18 protein-coding genes are annotated in these 22,759 nt (G+C 57.1%); 9 read left to right on the plus strand and 9 right to left on the minus strand.

Translation table 11 applies throughout. The features are described from left to right. The first annotated feature begins 4 nt into the window (after positions 1-4). Together KGA69_RS07960 and KGA69_RS07965 are read left to right on the plus strand one after the other, a co-directional pair. Positions 5-352: a type II toxin-antitoxin system RelE/ParE family toxin gene (locus KGA69_RS07960; protein WP_213292974.1), complete on the plus strand. Its 348-nt coding sequence runs from the start codon at positions 5-7 to the stop codon at positions 350-352. Further along, the gene (locus tag KGA69_RS07965; RefSeq protein ID WP_045394831.1) at positions 352-651 is read left to right on the plus strand and encodes a helix-turn-helix domain-containing protein; all 300 of its coding nucleotides are present in this window, start codon (positions 352-354) and stop codon (positions 649-651) included. The genes KGA69_RS07960 and KGA69_RS07965 overlap by 1 nt, the downstream gene beginning before the upstream one ends. A 344-nt stretch (positions 652-995) precedes the next feature. On the opposite strand, the gene glpD is transcribed toward KGA69_RS07965, so the two are convergent. Next, positions 996-2,504 (minus strand): glycerol-3-phosphate dehydrogenase, encoded by a 1,509-nt coding sequence (gene glpD, locus KGA69_RS07970; RefSeq protein WP_213292976.1) that lies wholly within the window; start codon positions 2,502-2,504, stop codon positions 996-998. Positions 2,505-2,710: 206 nt separating this feature from the next. On the opposite strand from glpD, the gene glpE reads away from it, so the two are divergent. Genes glpE through KGA69_RS07985 form a run of 3 tightly spaced genes read left to right on the plus strand, consistent with a single transcriptional unit; the run spans position 2,711 to position 4,701 of the window. After that, positions 2,711-3,040 carry a thiosulfate sulfurtransferase GlpE gene (gene glpE / locus KGA69_RS07975; protein ID WP_015369349.1) on the plus strand — a complete coding sequence of 110 codons (330 nt, stop codon included), beginning with the start codon at positions 2,711-2,713 and terminating at the stop codon, positions 3,038-3,040. A gap of 52 nt (positions 3,041-3,092) precedes the next feature. Then, a complete protein-coding gene (gene glpG / locus KGA69_RS07980) occupies positions 3,093-3,923 on the plus strand; it encodes a rhomboid family intramembrane serine protease GlpG (protein ID WP_015703685.1) in 831 nt (276 codons plus the stop codon). Between the two features lie 19 nt (positions 3,924-3,942). Further along, positions 3,943-4,701: a DeoR/GlpR family transcriptional regulator gene (locus KGA69_RS07985; protein WP_015369351.1), complete on the plus strand. Its 759-nt coding sequence runs from the start codon at positions 3,943-3,945 to the stop codon at positions 4,699-4,701. 6 nt (positions 4,702-4,707) lie between these two features. On the opposite strand, the gene malT is transcribed toward KGA69_RS07985, so the two are convergent. After that, positions 4,708-7,413: an HTH-type transcriptional regulator MalT gene (gene malT / locus KGA69_RS07990; protein WP_045394833.1), complete on the minus strand. Its 2,706-nt coding sequence runs from the start codon at positions 7,411-7,413 to the stop codon at positions 4,708-4,710. 621 nt (positions 7,414-8,034) lie between these two features. Here malT and malP point away from each other — a divergent pair. After that, positions 8,035-10,425 (plus strand): maltodextrin phosphorylase, encoded by a 2,391-nt coding sequence (malP, locus tag KGA69_RS07995; protein WP_045394834.1) that lies wholly within the window; start codon positions 8,035-8,037, stop codon positions 10,423-10,425. Positions 10,426-10,435: 10 nt separating this feature from the next. Beyond that, positions 10,436-12,511: a 4-alpha-glucanotransferase gene (gene malQ / locus KGA69_RS08000; protein WP_213292978.1), complete on the plus strand. Its 2,076-nt coding sequence runs from the start codon at positions 10,436-10,438 to the stop codon at positions 12,509-12,511. A gap of 433 nt (positions 12,512-12,944) precedes the next feature. Here the strand turns inward: malQ and gntT are convergent, their stop codons facing one another. The 3 genes from gntT to gntX all read right to left on the minus strand — a co-directional run bounded on the left by gntT (position 12,945) and on the right by gntX (position 15,913). Further along, a complete protein-coding gene (gene gntT, locus KGA69_RS08005) occupies positions 12,945-14,261 on the minus strand; it encodes a gluconate transporter (protein ID WP_047078876.1) in 1,317 nt (438 codons plus the stop codon). A gap of 343 nt (positions 14,262-14,604) precedes the next feature. After that, the gene (gene nfuA, locus KGA69_RS08010; protein ID WP_015369356.1) at positions 14,605-15,180 is read right to left on the minus strand and encodes a Fe-S biogenesis protein NfuA; all 576 of its coding nucleotides are present in this window, start codon (positions 15,178-15,180) and stop codon (positions 14,605-14,607) included. 58 nt (positions 15,181-15,238) lie between these two features. Continuing rightward, a complete protein-coding gene (gene gntX / locus KGA69_RS08015; protein WP_213292980.1) occupies positions 15,239-15,913 on the minus strand; it encodes a DNA utilization protein GntX in 675 nt (224 codons plus the stop codon). A 37-nt stretch (positions 15,914-15,950) separates the two neighbouring features. On the opposite strand from gntX, the gene bioH reads away from it, so the two are divergent. Together bioH and KGA69_RS08025 are read left to right on the plus strand one after the other, a co-directional pair. Beyond that, on the plus strand, positions 15,951-16,733 hold the full coding sequence (gene bioH, locus KGA69_RS08020) for a pimeloyl-ACP methyl ester esterase BioH (RefSeq protein WP_213292981.1): 783 nt from the start codon (positions 15,951-15,953) through the stop codon (positions 16,731-16,733). 112 nt (positions 16,734-16,845) lie between these two features. Next, a complete protein-coding gene (locus KGA69_RS08025) occupies positions 16,846-17,115 on the plus strand; it encodes a YdgH/BhsA/McbA-like domain containing protein (protein WP_015369359.1) in 270 nt (89 codons plus the stop codon). A 100-nt stretch (positions 17,116-17,215) separates the two neighbouring features. Here KGA69_RS08025 and feoC read toward each other — a convergent pair whose 3' ends face one another. The 4 genes from feoC to KGA69_RS08045 form a co-directional block, all read right to left on the minus strand. Continuing rightward, positions 17,216-17,452: a [Fe-S]-dependent transcriptional repressor FeoC gene (gene feoC, locus KGA69_RS08030; RefSeq protein WP_049060791.1), complete on the minus strand. Its 237-nt coding sequence runs from the start codon at positions 17,450-17,452 to the stop codon at positions 17,216-17,218. A gap of 12 nt (positions 17,453-17,464) precedes the next feature. Continuing rightward, positions 17,465-19,783, minus strand: coding sequence for a Fe(2+) transporter permease subunit FeoB (gene feoB, locus KGA69_RS08035; RefSeq protein WP_045394838.1), 2,319 nt, complete (start codon positions 19,781-19,783; stop codon positions 17,465-17,467). Between the two features lie 29 nt (positions 19,784-19,812). After that, positions 19,813-20,040: a ferrous iron transporter A gene (gene feoA, locus KGA69_RS08040; protein WP_015703677.1), complete on the minus strand. Its 228-nt coding sequence runs from the start codon at positions 20,038-20,040 to the stop codon at positions 19,813-19,815. Positions 20,041-20,428: 388 nt separating this feature from the next. Beyond that, a complete protein-coding gene (locus KGA69_RS08045) occupies positions 20,429-22,759 on the minus strand; it encodes a Tex family protein (RefSeq protein WP_047064507.1) in 2,331 nt (776 codons plus the stop codon).

Raw genomic sequence — 22,759 nt, forward strand, 5'->3', positions numbered from 1 at the left:
GTCTATGTGGGATGTAGAAACGACGGATACGTTTGATACCTGGTTCGAATTACAAAGCAGAGCTTTAAAAGAGGATATGTTGGCCACGATGCTCATCCTGTCTGAGTTTGGTCCGCAGCTTGGGCGTCCGTATGTTGATACGGTAAAAGGTTCAAAGTTTCAGAATATGAAAGAACTTCGGGTTCAGCATCATGGGCTCCCAGTCCGCGCCTTTTTTGCTTTTGATCCTCTTCGGAAAGCTATCGTTATATGTGCGGGCAATAAGGATGGCATGAATGAGAAACGTTTTTACAAAGAGATGATTACCCTGGCTGATAGAGAATTCAGCCAGCACCTGACTAAGGAGCGATAATGGGCACGCTAAAAGAACTCATGGCGAAACAGAGTCCTGAAAGCCAGCAGCGTATTGCAGCGAAAGCGGCAGAGATACGCCAGTCTGTCGCTTTAAACTTGCTTCGCGAAGAGTTACAAATTTCACAAACGGAGATGGCTGCGGCTATGGGGGTTAAGCAGCCAACGATTGCTAAAATGGAACAGGCTGATAACGACCCGAGGCTTTCTACCCTAAAGCGCTACATTGCGGCCTTGGGTGGGGAACTAAGTATAAATGTCACGTTGCCGACTGGAAAAAAAGTCTCGTTTAATTTGTGAATCGGTAACCCGGGTCAGGCGCAAGCCGTAGATACGGTTATCGGTTGGCAACTGTTTTGGTTCGGGAAAACGTGTGTTTTGTGTTAATTCAGAGCACATTGCGCTCCCAGTCTTCCGGGAACGTCTCAGCGATTTTGAGGCCACCAACACCGGTGGTTTTAGTGGCCATGGGTACAAGATAGAGATCTTAAGCTCACCTTGGCACTGTCCGTAGGCCGGATAAGGCGCAGCCGCTATCCGGCGCAAAAGCGGCGCTTTACCCGCGGTTATTGCCCCGCTCGCGGGGCTACAGATTTGCGCTGTGATGTAGCCCGGGCCAGGCGTCAGCCGCCGCCCGGGGTATGTCAGGACGCTAACGACAGTTCAGACTTTCCCGTATGTTGCGCCAGCCACTCGCTGATACGCGCCTGCTGCTCGGCATTCAGCCACATCCCCTGTTTGGTACGGCGCCAGATAGCGTCATCCAGGCTGCGAACCCACTCGTGTTCGACCAGGTACTTCAGCTCGGCTTCATAAAACTCGTGGCCAAAATCTTCTCCCAGATCGGCAAGCGAAGTCGCTTCGCCAAGGATCCACTCGCTGTTGCTGCCGTAGGTGCGGGCGTAGTGGCGGGCCATTGATTCGCTGATAAACGCGAAGCGACGGCGCAGTTTCGCCGCATAGTCGTCGCGGTCGCCGCCGATATCGCCGCCGGGCAGAACGGCGGTTTTGGTCCACGCCGGGCCAATCCCCTGATAATACGGCGTCAGTTTTTCCAGCGCATGTTCCGCCAGTTTACGGTAGGTGGTGAGCTTGCCGCCGAATACCGACAGCAGCGGCGCCTGACCGTTCTCATCGTGAATATCGAGCGTATAGTCGCGGGTAATCGCCTGCGGTGAGTCGGATTCATCGTCGCACAGCGGACGCACGCCGGAGTAAGTCCAGACGATATCGTCGCGCGACAGCGTCTTTTTAAAGTGCGCGTTGTAGACGTTCAGCAGGTAGTTGATCTCTTTATCATCGATCGCCACCTCTTTCGGATCGCCGTTGTACTCGACGTCGGTGGTGCCGATAATCGAGAACTCATCCATCCACGGGATAACAAACACGATACGTTTATCTTCGTTTTGCAGGATATAGGCCTGCTTCTGGGTGTGCACGCGCGGCACCACGATATGGCTGCCTTTGATCAGGCGAATGCCATACGGCGAGCGCAGATGCATGCCTTCGTCGAAGAAATGTTTCACCCACGGGCCGGTAGCGTTAACCAGACCGCGCGCGTGCCAGGTGAATATTTCGCCGCTATCGATATCTTCCGCTTCCACCACCCACAGGCCGTTTTCGCGTTTTGCCGAGATAGCGCGGGTGCGGGTGCGAACTTCGCCGCCTTTACGTACCACCATCTGGGCGTTGGCAAGAACCAGACGCGCATCGTCGACCCAGCAGTCGGAATATTCGAAACCGCGCACGATTTCCGGCTTAAGTACCGATTCCGCGCCAAAGCGCAAACCGGTCGAGCCCGGCAGGCTGGTGCGTTTGCCGAGGTGATCGTATAAAAACAGACCGATACGAATCATCCACGCCGGGCGCAGATGCGGGCGATGCGGTAAGCGGAAGCGCATCGGAAAGGCCAAATGCGGTGCCATTTTTAATAACACCTCGCGCTCCGCCAGCGCTTCGCTGACCAGGCGGAATTCGTAGTGTTCCAGATAGCGCAGGCCGCCGTGAATCAGTTTCGAGCTGGCGCTTGAGGTGGCGCAGGCAAGGTCTCTCGCTTCCAGCATCAGCACGGATAAACCGCGCCCGGCGGCGTCTGCCGCGATACCGGCACCGTTGATGCCTCCGCCTATCACAATCAGATCTTTGATTTCCACGCTCGCACCTCGTTCGCTTTCGTTTAAGCTCATAAATGTTCGATATCGCTCACTATAGCAAACAAACGCGCTTTTGGTAACATCAAAAAAACATTTCAGAGTGATGCATGTAACATATTGGCGTTTATTTACCGCCTGACGGTACACTAGCGGGTAAAATCAGGGTCGGTCACCGCCCGTCATGAAGTGCAATAGAGAAGAGAATCATGGAACAATTTGAATGTATCAATGTAGAAGAAGCGCATCAGAAACTGCATCAGCAGAAGGCGGTGCTGGTCGATATCCGTGACCCGCAAAGCTATGCCATGGGGCACACGCCGGGCGCGTTTCATCTGACCAACGATACCCTGGGCGCTTTTATGCGCGATAACGATTTTGAGACGCCGGTGATGGTGATGTGCTACCACGGCAACAGCAGTAAAGGCGCCGCGCAGTATCTGCTGCAGCAGGGCTTCGAGAACGTCTACAGCGTCGATGGCGGTTTTGACGCCTGGCATCGTCATTTCCCGGCGGAAGTCGCGCACGGCTCGCTATAAGCGCGGTACGGTATATACTAGCCCCCTTTGTGTGGAATAAGCGATCCGCTGTATGTTAATGATTACCTCTTTTGCCAACCCGCGCGTGGCCCAGGCGTTTGTCGACTATATGGCGACGCAGGGGGTCATCCTGACTATCCAACAGCACACGCAGAGCGATGTCTGGCTGGCAGATGAAAGCCAGGCCGCGCGGGTGCAGGCCGAGCTGGCCCGTTTTCTCGAAAACCCGGCCGACCCGCGCTATCTCGCCGCCAGCTGGCAATCGGGGCATACCAATAGCGGATTGCATTATCAACGCTTCCCGTTTTTAGCTACCCTGCGTAACAACGCCGGGCCGTTTACGTGGGCGATTTTGCTGGCCTGTATCCTGGTCTTCATACTGCAAAACGTTCTGGGCGATCAGACGATGATGATCTGGCTTGCCTGGCCTTACGATCCTTCGCTGAAATTCGAAGCCTGGCGCTATCTTACCCACGCTTTCATGCACTTCTCGCTGATGCATATTCTGTTTAACCTGCTATGGTGGTGGTACCTCGGCGGTGCGGTGGAGAAGCGCATCGGTAGCGGTAAGCTGGTGGTGATTACCATTATCAGCGCTCTGCTGAGCGGATTCGTCCAGCATCAGGTTAGCGGCCCGTGGTTCGGCGGTTTGTCGGGGGTAGTCTATGCATTAATGGGCTATGTCTGGCTGCGCGGCGAGCGCGACCCGCAGAGCGGTATTTATCTGCAGCGTGGTCTGATCCTCTTCTCTTTAGTGTGGTTAGTGGCAGGATGGTTTGATGTTTTCGGCATGTCGATCGCCAATGGCGCGCACGTGGCGGGCCTGGCAGTCGGGCTGGCGATGGCGTTTGTCGATACGCTAAATGTGCGAAAACGAACGTAGAGATTCCCAGGGATATTTCATGAAACAAACACAACGTCATGACGCGATTATCGAGCTGGTAAAAAAACAGGGATACGTCAGTACCGAAGAACTGGTGGAGCAGTTTGCCGTCAGCCCGCAGACTATTCGTCGCGACCTGAATGATTTAGCGGAACAAAAAATGATCCTGCGCCACCACGGCGGCGCGGCGATGCCTTCCAGCTCGGTCAACACCTCGTGGCACGACAGGAAAGCGACCCAGACGGCGGAAAAAGAGCGTATCGCGCGGAAAGTGGCGAGCGAAATCCCCGACGGCGCAACCCTGTTTATCGATATCGGCACAACGCCGGAAGCGGTGGCCCACGCGTTGCTCGACCATAATGACCTGCGGATTGTGACCAACAATCTCAACGTCGCAAATACGCTGATGGTGAAAGATGATTTTCGCATTATCCTTGCCGGCGGCGAGCTACGCAGCCGCGACGGCGGGATCATCGGCGAAGCGACGCTCGATTTTATCTCCCAGTTCCGCCTCGACTTCGGCATTCTCGGTATTAGCGGTATTGATAGCGACGGTTCGCTGCTGGAGTTTGATTACCATGAAGTGCGCACCAAGCGGGCGATTATCGAAAACTCGCGCCACGTGATGCTGGTGGTGGATCACTCGAAGTTTGGGCGTAATGCGATGGTGAACATGGGCAGCATTAGTATGGTCGATGCGGTTTATACCGATATCATGCCGCCCGCAGGCGTGCTGAAGGTGATTAAAGACAACAACCTGCAGTTGGAGCTGTGCTAAACGGCGTTATACGCCGTATCCCATCATTTTGAGCAACCGCTGGGCATGCTGAACGGCATCCTGGCGGTGCGCGACGCCCAGTTTCTGATACAGATTGCGAATATGCGTTTTAATCGTGGTGGCCGCGACATCCAGTTCGCCGGCGATCTGCTCGTTGCTGTAACCGGAATAGATTAACCCTAACACCTGCCACTCGCGCTGGGTCAGCGGGCTGGTGCGGATAAGCTCCGGCACTTCCGGGTGGTTTAACAGCCGTTCGACGAAGCTCTCGTCAAAGTGGGCGAATTTATGCCGATGATGCTGGTTAATATCGCGCAGGATGCGCTGCGCGCGGTGCTGCTCAAGCTCCGGCAGCGTATTCAGTTGAATCAGCTGGCGCAGCTGCTGGGCCATGGCTTCCCCTTCAATCACGAAGTGGTTAATAAAGCCGGTGCGGTTAGCGAGGGTTAAGGCTTCCATTAACACTTTTTGCGCCTCACCCTTGCGATCCGCCTGCCAGTACAGCTGGTTCAACAGCAGCAGGTTACGGTTGATATCGCTCATCAGCCGCAGCGAGCGGGCGTTTTCATTTAACTCTTCCAGCACCATTTCGGCGGAATCAAAATCACCGAGCAGGATCTGCGCGCGGGCAATGTTGCGCCACTGGCTTTGCAGGAAGTGGTTATTAGCGAATTCAGGTTTCGGCGTCTGGCGCAGCCAGTTGGCCGCTGCGGTTTTATCGCCGGTCATCTGCCAGTAGATCACCCGTACTTTGTCGGCGTTGGAAACCCAGTCGCTGTGATAGTGGCCGTTGCCCAGCAGATTCTCCAGTCGGTTTAATAAGCTGCGGGCGTTATCGAGATCGCCGCGCGCCAGCGAGCACTGCACCATCAGCGCCAGGCACTGCAGCTGCTGTTGCGGCTGGTAGTTTGCCAGCACCGCGATGCCGCTGCGGGCGCTCTCTTCTGCTTCATCAAGACGCGCCCATGCCCACAGCAGCTGCGCGCGGATGCGCAACAGGAATTCATGCATCGGCAGCTGTTCAAGATGCTGATCGCGGATAAGCTGGAAAGCTTTATCCTGAATCTCCCATGCCGCCTGCAGGAAGCCCTGGGCAAACAGAATCTCGCTCTGCTGGATCATGCTCCACAGGGCGTAGTGCCAGACGTCATGACGGCGAGCCATCTGTTCTGTTTGCTGCATCACCGCCAGCGATTTACTCAGGTGGCCTTTGCAGTGCAGTACTTCGCCGTGAACGGAAGTGGCGACGATGCGGCTGTAATAGCTCGCCAGCGGCAGTTCATCCAGCGCCACCATTGCCAGACGTTCGGCTTCGTCCTGATCGCCGGCGTTGATAGCGACCTGCGCGCGCAGGGCGTTGAAATCGCCGTGCATCGCGGTGTCCATTTCGACATCCATCTCCTGCTCGGCGCGTGCCAGCAGGGTATTCACTTCGCTATAGCGATGCTGGCTCTGCATCAGCCAGGCCTGCAGCAGGATCAGCCGTGGGTTTTCCAGCAGGTTCGACCACGGCAGCGCCGCCAGCGATTGTTCCAGCAGACCCAGCTCGCTGTGGTTGAACATGCCCCAGGCGTGGTTGAGCAAAATATCGCGCAGCATGGCGGCATCGCCAGCGGCAAGCGCATGATGGATGGCTTCGGTGGGGAATCCCTGCGCCATCCACGCTTCGGCGGCGGCGCGGTGAATTTCCGGTAGCTCGGTGGCCATTTCCCACTGACAGCGCTGGCGCAGGAAGTTGCCGAATAGCGGGTGATAGCGGAACCACTCGCCGGAGTCATCCATTCGGTGCAGGAACAGCCCCTGACGTTCGATCTCTTCCAGCTGCATCTGGCCGTTCTCTTCGCCGGTGACGCGGACGATAAGCGCGTCATTCATCGAGCGCAGCAGCGAGCTTTTTAACAAGAAGCTGCGGGTACGGGCATCGACGTTATCCAGCACTTCATCGACCAGATAGTCGGAAAGGTGGCTGGCGTTAATCCCGGCGAGACGACGGGCGGAGTGCTGGGCTGAGGTGTTTTTCTGCCGGGCGGAGAGGGCGATGAGCTGCAGGGCGGTGGCCCAGCCGGCGACGTCATCGCACAGGCGACTGCTGTCATCGGCTTCAATGGGGGAGGCGAGGCGGCAGTCAAAGAACTGTTTCGCCTCCTGATGAGTAAAAGCCAGCTGTTGGCTGCCGATTTCCAGTAACTGCTCGCGCACCCGCAGATTGGCGATCCCCAACTGCGGCAGGTTGCGCGACAGCACTACCAGCGTCATGGTCTCTGGCTGATGGCGCAAGAAGAAGCGCATGGCGTCGTGGATCACCGGATTGGTAATCAGGTGATAATCATCAATGACCAGGTACAGCGGACGCTGCCAGTCGGCAAGCTCAATAAACAGCTGCGCAAACAGCGACGGCAGGCTGGCGTACTGGCGCTTTTGCACCATGGCTTCGCTGGCGGCGCAGTGGCCGCCTGTCGCCTGTTGAATCGCCGCAATCAGATAGCTGGCGAAGCGCTCTTGTTGATTATCGCCTTCATCGAGCGAAAACCAGCCAAGGTCATGCTTACCCGAAGCCCACTGCGAAACGAGCGTGGTTTTGCCGTAACCTGCCGGGCTGGTCACCAACGCGAGACGATAATTGTTCGCGCCGGAAAGTTTCGCCAGCAACCGTTCGCGAACCACAGTGTGTTCAAGACGGGATGGACGACTTAATTTTGACGGAATCAACATAGTTCACTTTTTCGCTGTGCAAGAAAGGGATGGGGATTTTTTTTGCGCTTCGTAATTAATGACTCCTAAGGTCGGCGATAATGAAAGTTATTGCAAGTTATGTCCAAAATTGATGCTCTTGAATTTGCTCTCGGTCACAATTTCTCGCTTCGGTTTTTAATTAGCTTTAAACCGGTACCAGTACGCGCCATGCCTCGGTTTACGACGGTTTCGTCCGGGACGAAATTACTTTACACAGTGTTTTTCGTAGTTGATTGTTTTTATTAAATTATCGTCAGTGGATTCTTAGGGTTAATCTATTTCACGTATTTTTGTCATGGCATCTTTTTATTCTGTCAGTTGTTTGTTTTTTATTTCACGATAATGGTACGAGCGAATTTTGCCTGGCGATATGAATTGCGCTGTAACAAATTTGCCGTTCGTCGCGCTGGCGAAATTATTGTTCTACACGCGCAATAAGGCGGCGAATTCCCGACGACGAGCTAACGTTAAAGTGGCCGCGATCACAATTTTCGCTCATCCCCGCTACTCCTCCCTGTCTAATCCCCCTCGGGAGGAGGCAGCGGCATCAGGAGGTCGGCACACTAAGGCTAACGTTTTAGTAAAGGACCAGGATTTCTTATGTCACAGACTTCTTTTAACCAGGCTCAGTTTCAGGCTGCACTGACGCGTCAGTGGCAGCGTTTCGGTTTATCGTCAGCCGCAGAGATGACTCAACGCCAGTGGTGGCGCGCGGTCAGCGGCGCGCTGGCGGAGCTTTTGGCGGCGCAACCGGCGGCGGAAGCCGTTAAAGGACAGCGCCACGTTAACTACATTTCGATGGAGTTCCTGATCGGTCGCCTGACCGGTAATAACCTGCTCAACCTGGGCTGGTATGAAGGAGTGAGCGAGACGCTGAAGGCGTATGACATTCAGCTGACCGACCTGCTGGAAGAAGAGACCGATCCGGCGCTGGGCAACGGCGGCCTGGGCCGTCTGGCGGCCTGCTTCCTGGATTCTATGGCCACCGTTGGCCAGTCGGCGACCGGTTACGGCCTGAACTACCAATACGGTCTGTTCCGTCAATCCTTCGCTGACGGCCAGCAGATGGAAGCGCCGGATGACTGGGGACGCGGCAGCTATCCGTGGTTCCGCCACAACGAAGCGCTGGATGTGCAGGTGGGCATCGGCGGTAAAGTCAGCAAAAGCGGCGAATGGCAACCGGCTTTCGTGATTACCGGCGAAGCCTGGGATTTACCGGTGCTTGGCTATCGCAATAACGTCGCGCAACCGCTGCGCCTGTGGCAGGCGAAACATGCCCATCCGTTCAACCTGACCAAATTCAACGACGGCGATTTCCTGCGCGCGGAGCAACAGGGTATCGACGCCGAAAAATTGACCAAGGTGCTGTATCCGAATGACAACCACCTGGCGGGGAAAAAACTGCGCCTGATGCAGCAGTACTTCCAGTGCGCCTGCTCGGTGGCGGACATTCTGCGTCGCCACCATCTGGCTGGCCGCAAGCTGCATCAGCTGGCGGATTATGAAGTGATCCAGTTGAACGACACCCACCCGACCATCGCCATCCCGGAACTGCTGCGCGTGCTGATTGATGAGCACCAGATGAGCTGGGACGATGCGTGGGCCATCACCAGCAAAACCTTCGCTTACACCAACCATACCCTGATGCCGGAAGCGCTGGAGTGCTGGGATGAGAAGCTGGTGAAGGCGCTGCTGCCGCGTCATATGCAGATAATCAAAGAGATTAACGACAGATTTAAACTGCTGGTGGAGAAAACCTGGCCGGGCGATAAGCAGGTGTGGGCGAAGCTGGCGGTGGTCCATGATAAACAGGTTCGCATGGCCAACATGTGCGTGGTGAGCGGCTTTGCGGTCAACGGCGTCGCGGCGCTGCACTCCGATCTGGTGGTGAAGGATCTGTTCCCGGAATATCACCAGCTGTGGCCGAACAAATTCCATAACGTGACCAACGGCATTACGCCGCGTCGCTGGATTAAACAGTGTAATCCGGCGCTCGCTGCCCTGCTCGATAAGACGCTGAAGAAAGAGTGGGCCAACGATCTCGACCAGCTGATCAAGCTGGAGAAGTACGCCGACGATGCCAAATTCCGTCAGGTTTATCGCGACATTAAGCAGGCGAATAAAGTGCGTCTCGCTGAGTTCGTGAAGCGGCGTACCGGTATCGACATCAACCCGCAGGCGATTTTCGATATCCAGATTAAGCGTCTGCACGAGTACAAACGCCAGCACCTCAACCTGCTGAATATTCTGGCGCAGTATAAAGAGATCCGCGAAAACCCGCAGGCCGACCGCGTACCGCGCGTCTTCCTGTTTGGCGCCAAAGCCGCGCCGGGCTACTACCTGGCGAAGAATATTATTCTGGCGATCAACAAGGTGGCCGAGGCGATCAACAACGATCCGCTGGTGGGCGATAAGCTAAAAGTGGTCTTCCTGCCGGATTACTGCGTATCGGCGGCGGAAATGCTGATCCCGGCGGCGGACGTCTCCGAGCAGATTTCTACGGCGGGTAAAGAGGCCTCCGGTACCGGCAACATGAAGCTGGCGCTGAATGGCGCGCTGACCGTCGGCACCCTTGACGGCGCCAACGTTGAAATCGCCGAGCAGGTTGGCGAGGACAATATCTTTATCTTCGGCCATACCGTGGAAGAAGTTAAGGCGCTGAAAGCGAAAGGCTACGATCCGCTGAAATGGCGCAAAAAAGATAAACTGCTGGACGCGGTGCTGAAAGAGCTGGAGAGCGGAAAATATAGCGGCGGCGACAAACACGCCTTTGATCAGATGCTGCATAGCCTGCTGCAAGGCGGCGATCCGTACCTGGTGCTGGCTGACTTTAGCGCTTACGTCGCGGCGCAGAAGCAGGTGGATGAACTGTATCGCGACCAGGAAGCCTGGACCCGTGCGGCGATCCTCAACACCGCGCGCTGCGGCATGTTCAGCTCCGACCGTTCTATCCGTGATTATCAGCAACGTATCTGGCAGGCAAAACGCTAAGGACAGGCCTATGGAGAATAAACGCCTTGATAACGCCGCGCTGGCGGCGGGGATCAGCCCCAGCTATATCAACGCGCACGGGCAGCCGCAGTCGATCGCGGCGACCACCAAACAACGTTTGCTGGATGCTATGCATCGTACGTCTACTGCCGCGAAAGCGGCGGTAGTACCGCTGCCCAGCGTCAAGGTTTTTACCCACGGTAAAAAAATGCAGCTGTCGGTCGCGGGAAGCGGCGCGTTTCATTGGCTGCTGACGACCGAAGATGGTAAGCAGTATCAGGGCGAGACGCGCGGCGGCGAAGCGCTCACCCTGCCAGGGCGATTGCCGACGGGCTATCACACCCTGACTCTCACGCGGGACGGCGAACGCTGGCACTGCCGGGCGATCGTCGCCCCGGCGCGTTGCTACGAACCGCAGGCGCTCAAAGAGGGCAAAAAGCTTTGGGGCGCCTGCGTCCAGCTCTACACCCTGCGTTCTGAGAATAACTGGGGCATCGGCGACTTCGGCGATCTACGCGCCATGCTGCCGGAAATCGCCCGTCGCGGCGGCGCGTTTATCGGTCTCAACCCGATTCACGCGCTCTATCCGGCGAACCCGGAGAGCGCCAGTCCGTACAGTCCGTCATCGCGCCGCTGGCTCAACGTTATCTATATCGACGTCAACGTGGTGGAAGATTTCCAGCGTAGCCCTGCCGCGCAGGCATGGTGGCAGCTTGCGGAAACCCAGCAGGCCTTGCAGGCCGCGCGGCAGACCGCTGATGTCGATTATACCGCCGTCACCGCGCTGAAGCTGACCGCGCTGCGTCTGGCGTGGGCTGAGTTTTCTAAGCGTGAAGACGAGCAGATGGCGGAGTTCCGCCAGTTCGTGCTGCGCGAGGGAGAAAGTCTCTACTGGCAGGCGGCGTTTGATGCGCTGCATGCCTGGCAAAGCCAGCAGGATCCGATGCGCTGGGGCTGGCCGGCATGGCCGGAAGCGTATCAAAGTACGAGTAGCCCGCAGGTGAAAACCTTCTGTGCGGAGCATGCCGATGAGGTGAGCTTCTATCTGTGGCTGCAATGGCTGGCTTATACGCAGTTCGCCGCCTGCTGGCACACCAGCCAGCAGGACGGGATGCCGATTGGCCTGTATCGCGATCTGGCGGTCGGCGTCGCCGAAGGCGGATCGGAGACGTGGTGCGATCGCGAGCTGTATTGCCTGAAGGCTTCCGTCGGCGCGCCGCCGGACATCCTCGGCCCGCTGGGACAGAACTGGGGCCTGCCGCCGATGGATCCGCACGTCATGGTTGCCCGCGCCTACGAGCCGTTTATCGAACTGCTACGGGCGAATATGCAAAACTGCGGCGCGTTACGTATTGACCACGTGATGTCGGTGCTGCGTTTGTGGTGGATACCGTATGGCGAAACCGCCGACCACGGCGCCTATGTGCAGTATCCCGTGGATGACCTGCTGGCGATCCTGGCGCTGGAGAGCCAGCGGCACCGCTGCATGGTGATCGGCGAAGACCTGGGCACCGTACCGGTCGAAATCGTCGGCAAGCTGCGCAAAAGCGGGGTCTACTCGTACAAAGTGCTCTACTTCGAGAATGGCCCTGATAAAACGTTCCGCGCGCCGAAGGCTTATCCGCAACAGTCGATGGCGGTCGCGACGACCCACGATCTACCGACGCTGCGCGGTTATTGGGAGAGCGGCGATTTGACGCTTGGGAAGACGCTGGGCCTGTATCCGGATGAAGTGGTGCTGCGCGGCTTATATGCCGATCGCGAACAAGCGAAGCAGGGGTTGCTGGATGCGCTGCATCGGCACGGCTGTTTGCCGAAGCGCGCCGGACATAAAGCCTCGCTGATGGCGATGACCTCAACGCTCAATCGCGGGATGCAGCGCTACATCGCCGACAGTAACAGCGCCCTGCTTGGGCTGCAGCCGGAAGATTGGCTGGAGATGGCTTCACCGGTCAACATCCCGGGTACCAGTACCGAGTATCCCAACTGGCGGCGTAAGCTTAGCGTGACGCTCGAGCAGATGTTTGCCGATGCGCAGGTGAATAAGCTGATTAAAGACCTGGATAAGCGCCGCAAGGCCCGCTAATCCAGAGAGAATTCCCCGGTGGCGCTGCGCTTACCGGGGCTACTGGTAGATACTGTTATCGGTTTGCAACGGTTTTGGTCGGGGAAAACATGTGCTTTGTGTTAATTCCGAGCACATTGCGCTCCCGATATTTCTTCTGCGTTATGTCTCTCATGGCGCAGGGGGCGGTCAGTTGCCACCGCCCCCTGTACCCCCGGCCTTCTGGGAACGTCTCAGCGATTTTGAGGCCGCCAACACCGGCAGTTTCAGCCAGCATGGTGAATAAATTAAATGCAGGCCGCGCGGACCGTAGGTCGGGTAAGCGCAGCGCCACCCGACAAAAACGGCACCGCGGGTAGCCCGGATAAGGCGTTAGCCGCTATCCGGGAAACGAATAATAAAAAGGCCGGGGCGTATGATGCGCACCCGGCTTTTTTATTTCAGGGAGGGAGGGTTACACCACCATCCCCAGCAGCAGACAACCAATCAGGCCGCACACGGAAATGATGGTTTCCAGTACCGACCAGGACTTGATGGTCTCGCCAATGGTCAGGTTGAAATACTCTTTGAACAGCCAGAAACCTGGGTCGTTCACGTGCGAGAAGATGACGCTACCGGAACCCACGGCGATAACCATCAGCTCCGGGCTGACGCCGGTGGTGGCAATCAGCGGCGCGGCGATACCACCCGCGGTGATAGCGGCAACGGTAGCCGAACCCAGCGCAATACGCAGTACCGCAGCAATAGACCACGCCATAAACAGCGGTGACATATTGGATTCGTGCATGATAGAGGCGATGTACTTATCCATGCCGCTATCCACCAGCACCTGCTTGAAGGCGCCGCCGCCGCCGATGATCAGCAGCATCATGGCAATGATTTTGATAGAGGAGGTCAGCGTATCGTTGATCTGCTCCATGGAGCGGCCGCGGTTCAGGCCGAAAGTGAACAGCGCGATCAGCACCGCAATCAGGGTCGCCATCACCGGGTCGCCGAAGAACTCGGCAACGGGCAGGAAGGCGTGGCCCTTCGGCAGAACCATCTCGGCGACGGCGCGCATCGCCATCAGGATCACCGGTACCAGAGAGGTCCAGACGCTGACGCCAAAGCCCGGCATCTCTTCTTCGGTGAAGGTTTTTGGGTTGTGCAGGCCTTCCGGGATCGGCTTATCAATACCTTTCAGGAAACGGGCGAAAACCGGACCGGCGAGAATAACCGTCGGGATAGCCAGAATCGTACCGTAGAGCAGCGTTTTGCCCATATCGGCGTGGAAAATTGTCGCGATAGCGGTCGGGCCAGGGTGCGGCGGCAGGAAACCGTGGGTGACGGAGAGCGCCGCGGCCATCGGTACGCCAACGTACAGCAGCGGGATACGCGCGGAGGCGGCGATGGTAAAGACCAGCGGCAGCATCAGCACGAAACCGACTTCATAGAACAGGGCGAAACCGACGGTGAAACCGGTCAGTACAACGGCCCATTGAATATGTTTTTTACCGAATTTATCAATCAGGGTGGTGGCGATACGCTGCGCGCCGCCGCAGTCCGCCAGCATTTTACCGAGCATGGCGCCGAAGCCCATGATCAGCGCGAGGCTGCCGAGCGTGCCCCCGACGCCGTTTTTGATGGATACGATGACTTTATCCAGAGGCATACCCTGCATTAATCCGACGGCGAGCGCCACCAGAACCAGAGCGATGAAGCCGTTCATTTTGAAACGGATCATCAGCAACAATAACAGGGCAACCCCGATAGCTACGATGACTAATGGCATGATTTACCTGGCCTTAACTTGTTATGGGTAACGTTAAAGTCTGAACATCTACAGTATCCGTTCCGCAGAGGAACAAGGATGTCTGGCACCGTAAAGCTGGCTTATACCTGACCCAGAGAAAGGATAGCTGGCTATTTTTTTGTCGGTGGTGCTTGTTGTGGATGATACGGGTAACATGTGAGCTTTGAGAATGCCCTGAACGGGGTAAATTTTAAATATGAGACTTAAGTCATACTCTCTGCCGGGTTTTTGTCGTGTCGACTAGTCAGAAATGTTGCGCGGTAACATGCTGGAGGGGAAATTCACCCGGCAAATGGTTGTTGCCGGGCGAGAAGGCGAAAGCTTAGTAGTAGGAGTGCTCGCCGCGCTGGTGTTCGGTCAGGTCGCGCACGCCTTTCAGCTCCGGGAATTCGTTCAGCAGTTGCTTTTCGATCCCTTCTTTCAGGGTCACGTCGACCATTGAGCAGCCGTTGCAACCGCCGCCGAACTGCAGGATAGCCAGCCCGTCTTCGGTGATTTCCATCAGCGAAACGCGGCCGCCGTGGCCTGCCAGCTGTGGGTTGATCTGCGACTGCAGCAGATACTCGACGCGCTCCATCAGCGGGGCATCGTCGGAAACCTTACGCATTTTGGCGTTCGGCGCTTTCAGCGTCAGCTGGGAACCGAGCTGGTCAGTGACGAAGTCAATTTCAGCATCTTCCAGATAAGGGGCGCTGAGTTCATCAACATACGCGGTCAGCTGTTCAAATTTCAGCGCCGTGTCGGTGTCTTCCACCGCATCCGGTGGGCAGTAGGATACGCCGCACTCAGCGTTTGGGGTGCCGGGATTAATCACAAATACGCGAATTTGCGTCCCTTCTTCCTGATTTGCCAGCAGTTTGGCAAAGTGCGCTTGTGCAGCATCGGAAATACGGATCATAGCGTTGGCCTAATAGTTGACTATTTTACTGGGTTATAATACGCCCATCAGCGGGGGTCTACAAGGTACGGCACACACACCATACCTGAACCGTCGCGGCGCCGTTTCGCAAAAGCAGGCGGGAAATCTCGGCGACGGTGCTTCCGGTTGTGACGACATCATCCACAATGGCGATATGGTGGCCCCGAACGGATAATTCAACCTGGAAAGCATTTTTCAGGTTCTGCTTACGTAATCTGGCGCTTAACTGGTGCTGCGTTGCGGTACGCCGGGTTCGCGTCAGCGCATCGCCGCGCCAGGCACAGCCCATCCACCGCGCCAGCGGACGGCATAGCGCCTCGCTTTGGTTAAATCCCCGACGCCAGTGGCGGCGCTGCCAGAGAGGCACGCTGATAATCCGGTCCACCGGCGGCAGCGCGCGGTAAAGGCGCAGGCGTAAAAGGAGCAGTCGCGCCAGCGCGGGTCCCAACTCCGGATGAGAGGCAAACTTGAACTGATGTACCAGTCCGCTTAGCGGCGGGGCATAGCTATTCACCGTCACCAGCCGCTGCCAGGGCGGCGGTTTTTGCAGGCAGCGTCCGCAGGGGACGTTAGAGGCCGATGCCGGTAGGCCGCACTGCGGGCAGAGTGATTGTGAGATGAGCAACGAGGCGGTGCAGCGCGAGCAAATCCCCCAGTGAGCGATAGCCAGCGGCATTTGGCATAGCCAGCATAAGCCGTGTGCTGTTAGCATAATTCCCCTCATAGTGATGGAAAGAGAACAGTAACTGATGAATGACATCTGGTGGCAAACCACGGGCGAAGGAAATTGTCATCTTGTGCTGCTGCACGGATGGGGGCTGAATGCCAACGTGTGGGATTGCATCACGCCGGAACTGGCTACGCATTTTACCCTGCACCTGGTGGATCTGCCGGGCTATGGCCGCAGCGGTGGTTTTGGCGCTTTAACGCTTGAAGAGATGGCGCAGCAGGTCGTTGAAAAAGCGCCGGAGCAGGCCATCTGGCTTGGCTGGAGCCTGGGCGGGCTGGTGGCGAGTCTGGTGGCGCTGCAGCACCCGCAACGCGTGCAGGCGCTGGTGACCGTCGCTTCTTCGCCGTGTTTTGGCGCGCGCGACCAGTGGCCGGGGATTAAACCGGAAGTGCTGAGCGGCTTCCAGCAACAGCTTAGTGAAGATTTCCAGCGTACCGTCGAGCGTTTTCTCGCCCTGCAAACCATGGGTACCGAAAGCGCGCGCCAGGACGCCCGGGCGCTGAAAAGCACCGTTCTGTCGCTGCCGATGCCGCCTGCCGAGGTTCTCAACGGCGGGTTGGAAATCCTCAAAACCGCCGATTTGCGTCAACCGCTCGCCGCGCTGACCATACCGTTTTTGCGCCTCTATGGTCGCCTGGATGGGCTGGTGCCGCGTAAAATCGTTCCGCTATTGGATGAGCTGTGGCCGCAAAGTGAGTCTATTGTCTTCGAAAAGGCGGCCCATGCGCCGTTTATTTCACATCCCCAGCCATTTTGTGAGCCTCTGATCGCGTTGAAAAAGCGGCTGAATAATTATTTTTAGCGCCGCGTGGTAAATCATCAGGATCGGGCAATACTTAGGTTGTTGCGGTGGTTGATTATTTCGTTTTTGCCGCCGCAAACTAACAATAACAACCTTATGGAGAGTAAAGGCTATGAAACTTGTTACAGGTATTGTTGCATCTCTGGTGATAGGCTCCCTCTCTTTTGGCGCGTTCGCGGCGAAAGAGATCCAGAAAGATGAAGTCGCGAAGATGAATCTGACCAAGGTCGGCAGCATCACGACTTCCCGTACCACGTCGCCGATGGACGCGAAGCGCGATCTGTCGAAGAAGGCGGATGAGTTGGGCGGTAAGTACTTCGTGGTGATTGCCGGCGAGAAGAACGAGAAGACGGTTCACGCGAACGCCGACGTGTATAAGTAAGCCCGATTTTCCCTGCCAGCGCTGCGCCTGGCAGGGTTCCAGTTCACCGTCGTCCGGTAGCCTGGATAAGGCGCAACGCGCCGCCATCAGACATGTCCCTTCAGCGCAAAGACCACCATTCCCGCAGGCAGGTTTTACCCTCCGGGCAGCTTTTACAGCTGCCGGAAAGGCAGCCATCGGCATCTTCGGTCATCTTGACCGCTTTCCCCATCGCTTCCAGGCGGCTTAACATGGCGTCGATCAGCGGCCGCGGCGTATGCAGGCGGGCGCTCAGCTGTGCGGCCTCCATGCGCCCCTGCAGGGCCAGCATATCGCGTACTTCGATTAACGATGCCATGATGATTGCTCCTTAATGGCAGTCGCCGGCCGGACTCTGGCAGCAGGACGTCGGGGTTTTACGCGTCGCCAGCAGGGAAACATCCACCCGGCTCCGCGCCCGACGCAGCAGGCCAAAGACCACGACGTTAAACAGAATCACCGCCAGAATACACACCAGGCTGTAGCGCGGGTGCTGGCTAAAGCTCACGGTCTGGTAGTAAAGCGTCGATAGCGAGTAGGCGATATTAAGCCCCCACAGCACCGAGAACATCATCCAACCGCGGCTGGATTCACGGGCAATCGCCCCCATCACGGAAATGCATGGAATATAGAGCAGGACGAAAATCAGGTAGCTGTACGCGGCGGCGGCGCTGCCGAATTTGCTGCCCATCACGCCCATGGCGCCGGTTTCCATTTCGCCATCGCCTTTGCTTGCTTCAATCGGGTTCGCCAGCACGCTCAGGCTAAAGGTGTCTTTCAGCCCCTGCCAGGTTTCATCGACGGCGGCCAACAGCTCGTCGCCAAGGCTAAACTCCTGTGGGTTAAACTCTTCATTCTGGATATCTTCCGCGGTGTAGAGGGTATTCAACGTACCGACCACCACTTCTTTCGCCATCGCGCCGGTAAACAGGCCGACGGTTGCCTGCCAGTTATCTTCGTGCACGCCAATCGGCTTAAACACTGGGGTAATCACCCGGCTGACCGAAGCCAGCGCCGAGTCGTTGATGTTATCGACCACTTTGCCGCTAAGCGAGAAGCTGTTCAGTGCGCTGAGGAAAATACTGACGATCACAATGACCTTACCGGCGCGCAGGACGAAGCCTTTCAGGCGCTGCCAGGTCTGGATAACCAGGCTCTTGATGTGCGGTACGTGATACACCGGCAGCTCCATCACGAACGGCGAGGCTTCGCCGCGCATAATGGTGTATTTGAGCATCAGGCCGGTAAGAATCGCCATCACGATGCCCAGTACGTACAGTGAGAAGACCGCCAGCGCGCCGTTCTGCCCGAAGAAGGCGGCGGCGAAGACCGCAAAAATCGCCAGTCGGGCGCCGCAGGACATAAACGGCGCCATCATGATGGTCATCAGCCGTTCACGCGGCGCATCCAGCGTACGGGCGCCCATAACGGAAGGCACGTTACAGCCGAAACCAACGATCAGCGGCACGAAGGATTTCCCCGGCAAACCTAACGCCTGCATCAGGCGGTCCATCACGAAGGCCGCGCGCGCCATATACCCGGAGTCCTCAAGGAAGGAGAGGAACAGGTACATCATGCCGATTTGCGGCACCAGCGGCAGCACGGTATTGATACCGCCGCCCAGCCCTTGCGCGAGGAACACGGTCAGCCAGTCCGGGAAGTGCAGGGTGTAGCCCAGCCACTGGATGCCGTGAATGAAGATAGCCACCGAACCGGCGTCGAAAATCGGCTGCAGGGCGCCGCCGATGTTGATAGCCAGCAGGAACATCAGGTACATCACGAACAGGAAGATCGGTAAGCCGAGGAAGCGGTTAAGGATAATTTTATCCATCGCCGTGGTGAAGCGGCTCGGCTCGGCGGTCAGGGTGTTACTGACGGCATCGCATACCGCGGCAATGCTTTGATAGCGGGCATCGGCGATATACAGCGCCGGATCGTCCATCTCGCCGCTCAGGTTGGCCAGCGCCAGATCGAGTTTGTCGGCGGCGTTGCCGGCGAAGGCGCGGCTATAAATATCGCCTTCCAGCATCTGCAGCCCCAGCCAGCGGCGTTGACGCAGCGGCATATCATCAGGCATCGCCTGCGCCAGCATATCGGCTTCGCGCTGCAGGGATTGCGGATAGTGCACCAGTTCCAGCGGCTGATTGTGTTCATGGCGGTCAAGCGCCATTTTCAGCGCTTCGATGCCGCGGCCGCGGGTGGAGACCAGCGGGATAACCGGGCAGCCGAGACGGGCCGCCAGCGCGTCGACGTCGATGCGGATTTGCTGTTTTTCGGCAATATCGAGCATGTTTAACGCGACGACGCAGGGAATACCCAGCTCCAGCAGCTGCAGGGTCAGATAGAGGTTACGTTCCAGGTTCGAGGCGTCGATGACGTTAATCAGCAGATCGGCATCGCCGCTAAGAATATAGTGACAGGCAATCTGTTCATCGAGCGACGTTTGCGAGGAGATGGTGGTCAGCGAATAGGTGCCCGGTAGGTCGACCAGGGTGACCTGGTGGTCGGTAGTGGCGAAGGCGCCTTCTTTGCGCTCAACGGTGACCCCCGCCCAGTTCCCCACCCGCTGGCGCGCGCCGGTTAGCTGATTGAATAACGTTGTTTTGCCGGAATTAGGATTACCAATTAAACCAACGGTTAATTTTTTCATTTTTCAGACTCTTAGTGCCGGGTCAGGTGTTATTGCGCAACCGCTTCCAGTTCAATTAACGCGAGGTCTTTTTTACGTAATACCAGGCTCACCCGCCGGGTCTCAATATGAATAGGATCGCCCAACGGCGCCACGCGCACGACATGAAACGAAGAGCCGGGCAACATTCCCAGGGAGAGCAGTTTCTGCCGATAAGCCGGGCTAATATCGCGGGAAAAACCGGTGATTTTCCACGCACTATCAGGAGTGAATTGCATAGGGCCTACTTGTTATCGCTAACCGAAAAGAGAATTTCCAGGCGCGGCTATAAAAGCGGCGCTGGGGACTATAGCCAACGAAGAAGAATAAAACTTAACTGATAACGATGATAATGAGAATGGTTTGTATCATCAATACATGACATGGATAATAAATGCGGTTTTCCGGGGAATTTGCTTATTTTTTGATATGACGCAAGAACGTTGCTGTAGCTAAAAATAAGGGAAAAATTAATTTATTCACTTAATGTTTAATAAAGGTTTCATTGGTTAACAGAATGAAACTTTATAAAGTTCGAACTTATTGAAAGGTTACTGGAATATATTAATCGAGGTTCAGGCATTAAAAAGCGGAAAATTGCCCCTCGTATTGAGGGGCAGGGAAAGATTAGCGTTTTTTGCCCATCGCGGCGGCCAGCGCATCCATCATCGCGCTGTTGCCGGCTGGCTGAGCATCGCGACCGCGCGGCTTCGCCGCTTTTGCCGCCGGGCGGTTACCCTGCGGGCGATCGTTGCCGCCGCCGCGGCGCGCGTTGCTGTCGCCCGGCTGTTCATCGAGTCGCATCGTTAACGCGATGCGTTTACGCGGCAGGTCGACTTCCATCACCTTCACTTTGACGATATCGCCCGCTTTGACCACGGTATGCGGGTCTTCAACGAACTTATTCGACAGCGAAGAGATATGGACCAGGCCATCCTGGTGCACGCCGATATCGACGAAGGCGCCAAAGTTGGTGACGTTGGTGACCGCGCCTTCCAGAATCATCCCCGGCAGCAGGTCGTTCATTGTCTCAACGCCGTCGGCGAACTGGGCGGTTTTAAACTCAGGGCGCGGATCGCGGCCCGGTTTTTCCAGCTCTTTGATGATATCGGATACCGTCGGCACGCCGAACTTATCATCGGTAAAATCAGAGGCTTTCAGGTTGCGCAGCTCGCTGCTGTTGCCCATTAGATCTTTCAGCGCCTGCTGGGTAGCGGCCAGAATACGCTCGACCACCGGGTAGGCTTCCGGGTGAACGGTTGAGGCGTCCAGCGGGTTGTCGCCGTGGTTAATGCGCAGGAAGCCGGCACACTGTTCAAAGGCTTTTGGCCCCAGACGGCTAACCTTCAGCAACTGCTGGCGGTTGAGGAACTGGCCGTTCTCGTCGCGCCAGGCGACGATATTCTGCGCCATCATGCGGGTCAGGCCGGCGACGCGTGTCAACAGCGCCACCGAGGCGGTGTTAAGGTCAACGCCGACGGCGTTAACGCAGTCTTCCACCACCGCATCCAGCTTACGCGCCAGCTGCGTCTGGCTAACGTCATGCTGATACTGACCGACGCCGATTGATTTCGGATCGATTTTCACCAGCTCGGCCAGCGGATCCTGCAGACGGCGGGCGATAGAGACCGCGCCGCGTAGGGAAACATCGAGGTCCGGGAACTCCTGCGCCGCCAGTTCGGAAGCCGAGTAGACCGACGCGCCGGCTTCGCTGACGATTACCTTCTGGGCGGTCACTTTCGGGAACTGTTTTTGCACGTCGAGGAAGAAACGCTCGGTCTCGCGGGAAGCGGTACCGTTGCCGATAGCCACCAGCTCAACGTTATGTTTCTCGCACAGCGCCGCCACCACGACGGCGGCTTTAGCCGCCTGGCCGGTATGCGGGTAGATGGTATCGGTGGCCACCAGTTTGCCGGTGCCGTCGACTACCGCCACTTTGACGCCGGTACGCAGGCCCGGATCGAGGCCCATGGTGGCGCGCAGGCCGGCAGGCGCGGCCATCAGCAGGTCATGGAGGTTACGGGCGAATACGTTAATCGCTTCGTCTTCCGCGCGTTCGCGCACGGTGCCCATTAATTCGGTTTCGAGGTGCATCAGCACCTTGATGCGCCAGGTCCAGCTGACGACGCCTTTGCGCCAGCTGTCCGCCGGGGCGTTGTTCAGGCGCAGGCCGAGATGATCGATAATGATCTGCTCGCAGTGGCTCTCTTTCGGCGGCTCGTCAAACTGCGGGTCGGCGTTGAGCGACAGCTGCAGCACGCCCTCATTGCGCCCGCGGAACATCGCCAGCGCGCGGTGTGACGGCACGGAAGCGATCGGTTCATGGTGGTCGAAGTAATCGCGGAATTTAGCGCCTTCTTCTTCCTTGCCGCTGACGACGCTGGCCACCAGATGGGCGTTTTTCCACAGATAATCACGTACTTTCGCCAGCAGGGCGGCGTCTTCCGCGAAGCGTTCCATCAGAATATAGCGCGCGCCGTCGAGAGCGGCTTTGCTATCCGCCACGCCTTTATCGGCATCGATATAGTTTGCCGCTTCGGTTTCCGGATCGTGGGAGGGCTCATTCCACAGCAGATCGGCCAGCGGTTCGAGACCGGCTTCAATGGCGATTTGCCCGCGGGTGCGGCGTTTGGGTTTGTACGGCAGGTAGAGATCTTCGAGCTCGGTTTTGCTGAGGGTGGCGTTGATGGCTTTTTCCAGCGCTTCGCTGAGCTTGCCCTGTTCGCCGATCGATTTGAGGATCGCCTGGCGGCGGTCTTCCAGTTCGCGCAGATACCCGAGGCGAGTTTCCAGATTACGCAGCTGCGTGTCATCCAGACCGCCGGTGACTTCCTTACGATAACGTGCAATAAACGGCACGGTGTTCCCTTCATCAAGCAGGCGAACGGCAGCTTCTACCTGTTCGGCTCTGGCCTGAAGTTCACCCGCAATAATGCGGCAGAGCGAATCATTCATCAT

This window comes from Klebsiella sp. A52, from assembly GCF_018388785.1.
In the GTDB taxonomy this organism is placed as follows: domain Bacteria; phylum Pseudomonadota; class Gammaproteobacteria; order Enterobacterales; family Enterobacteriaceae; genus Klebsiella; species Klebsiella aerogenes.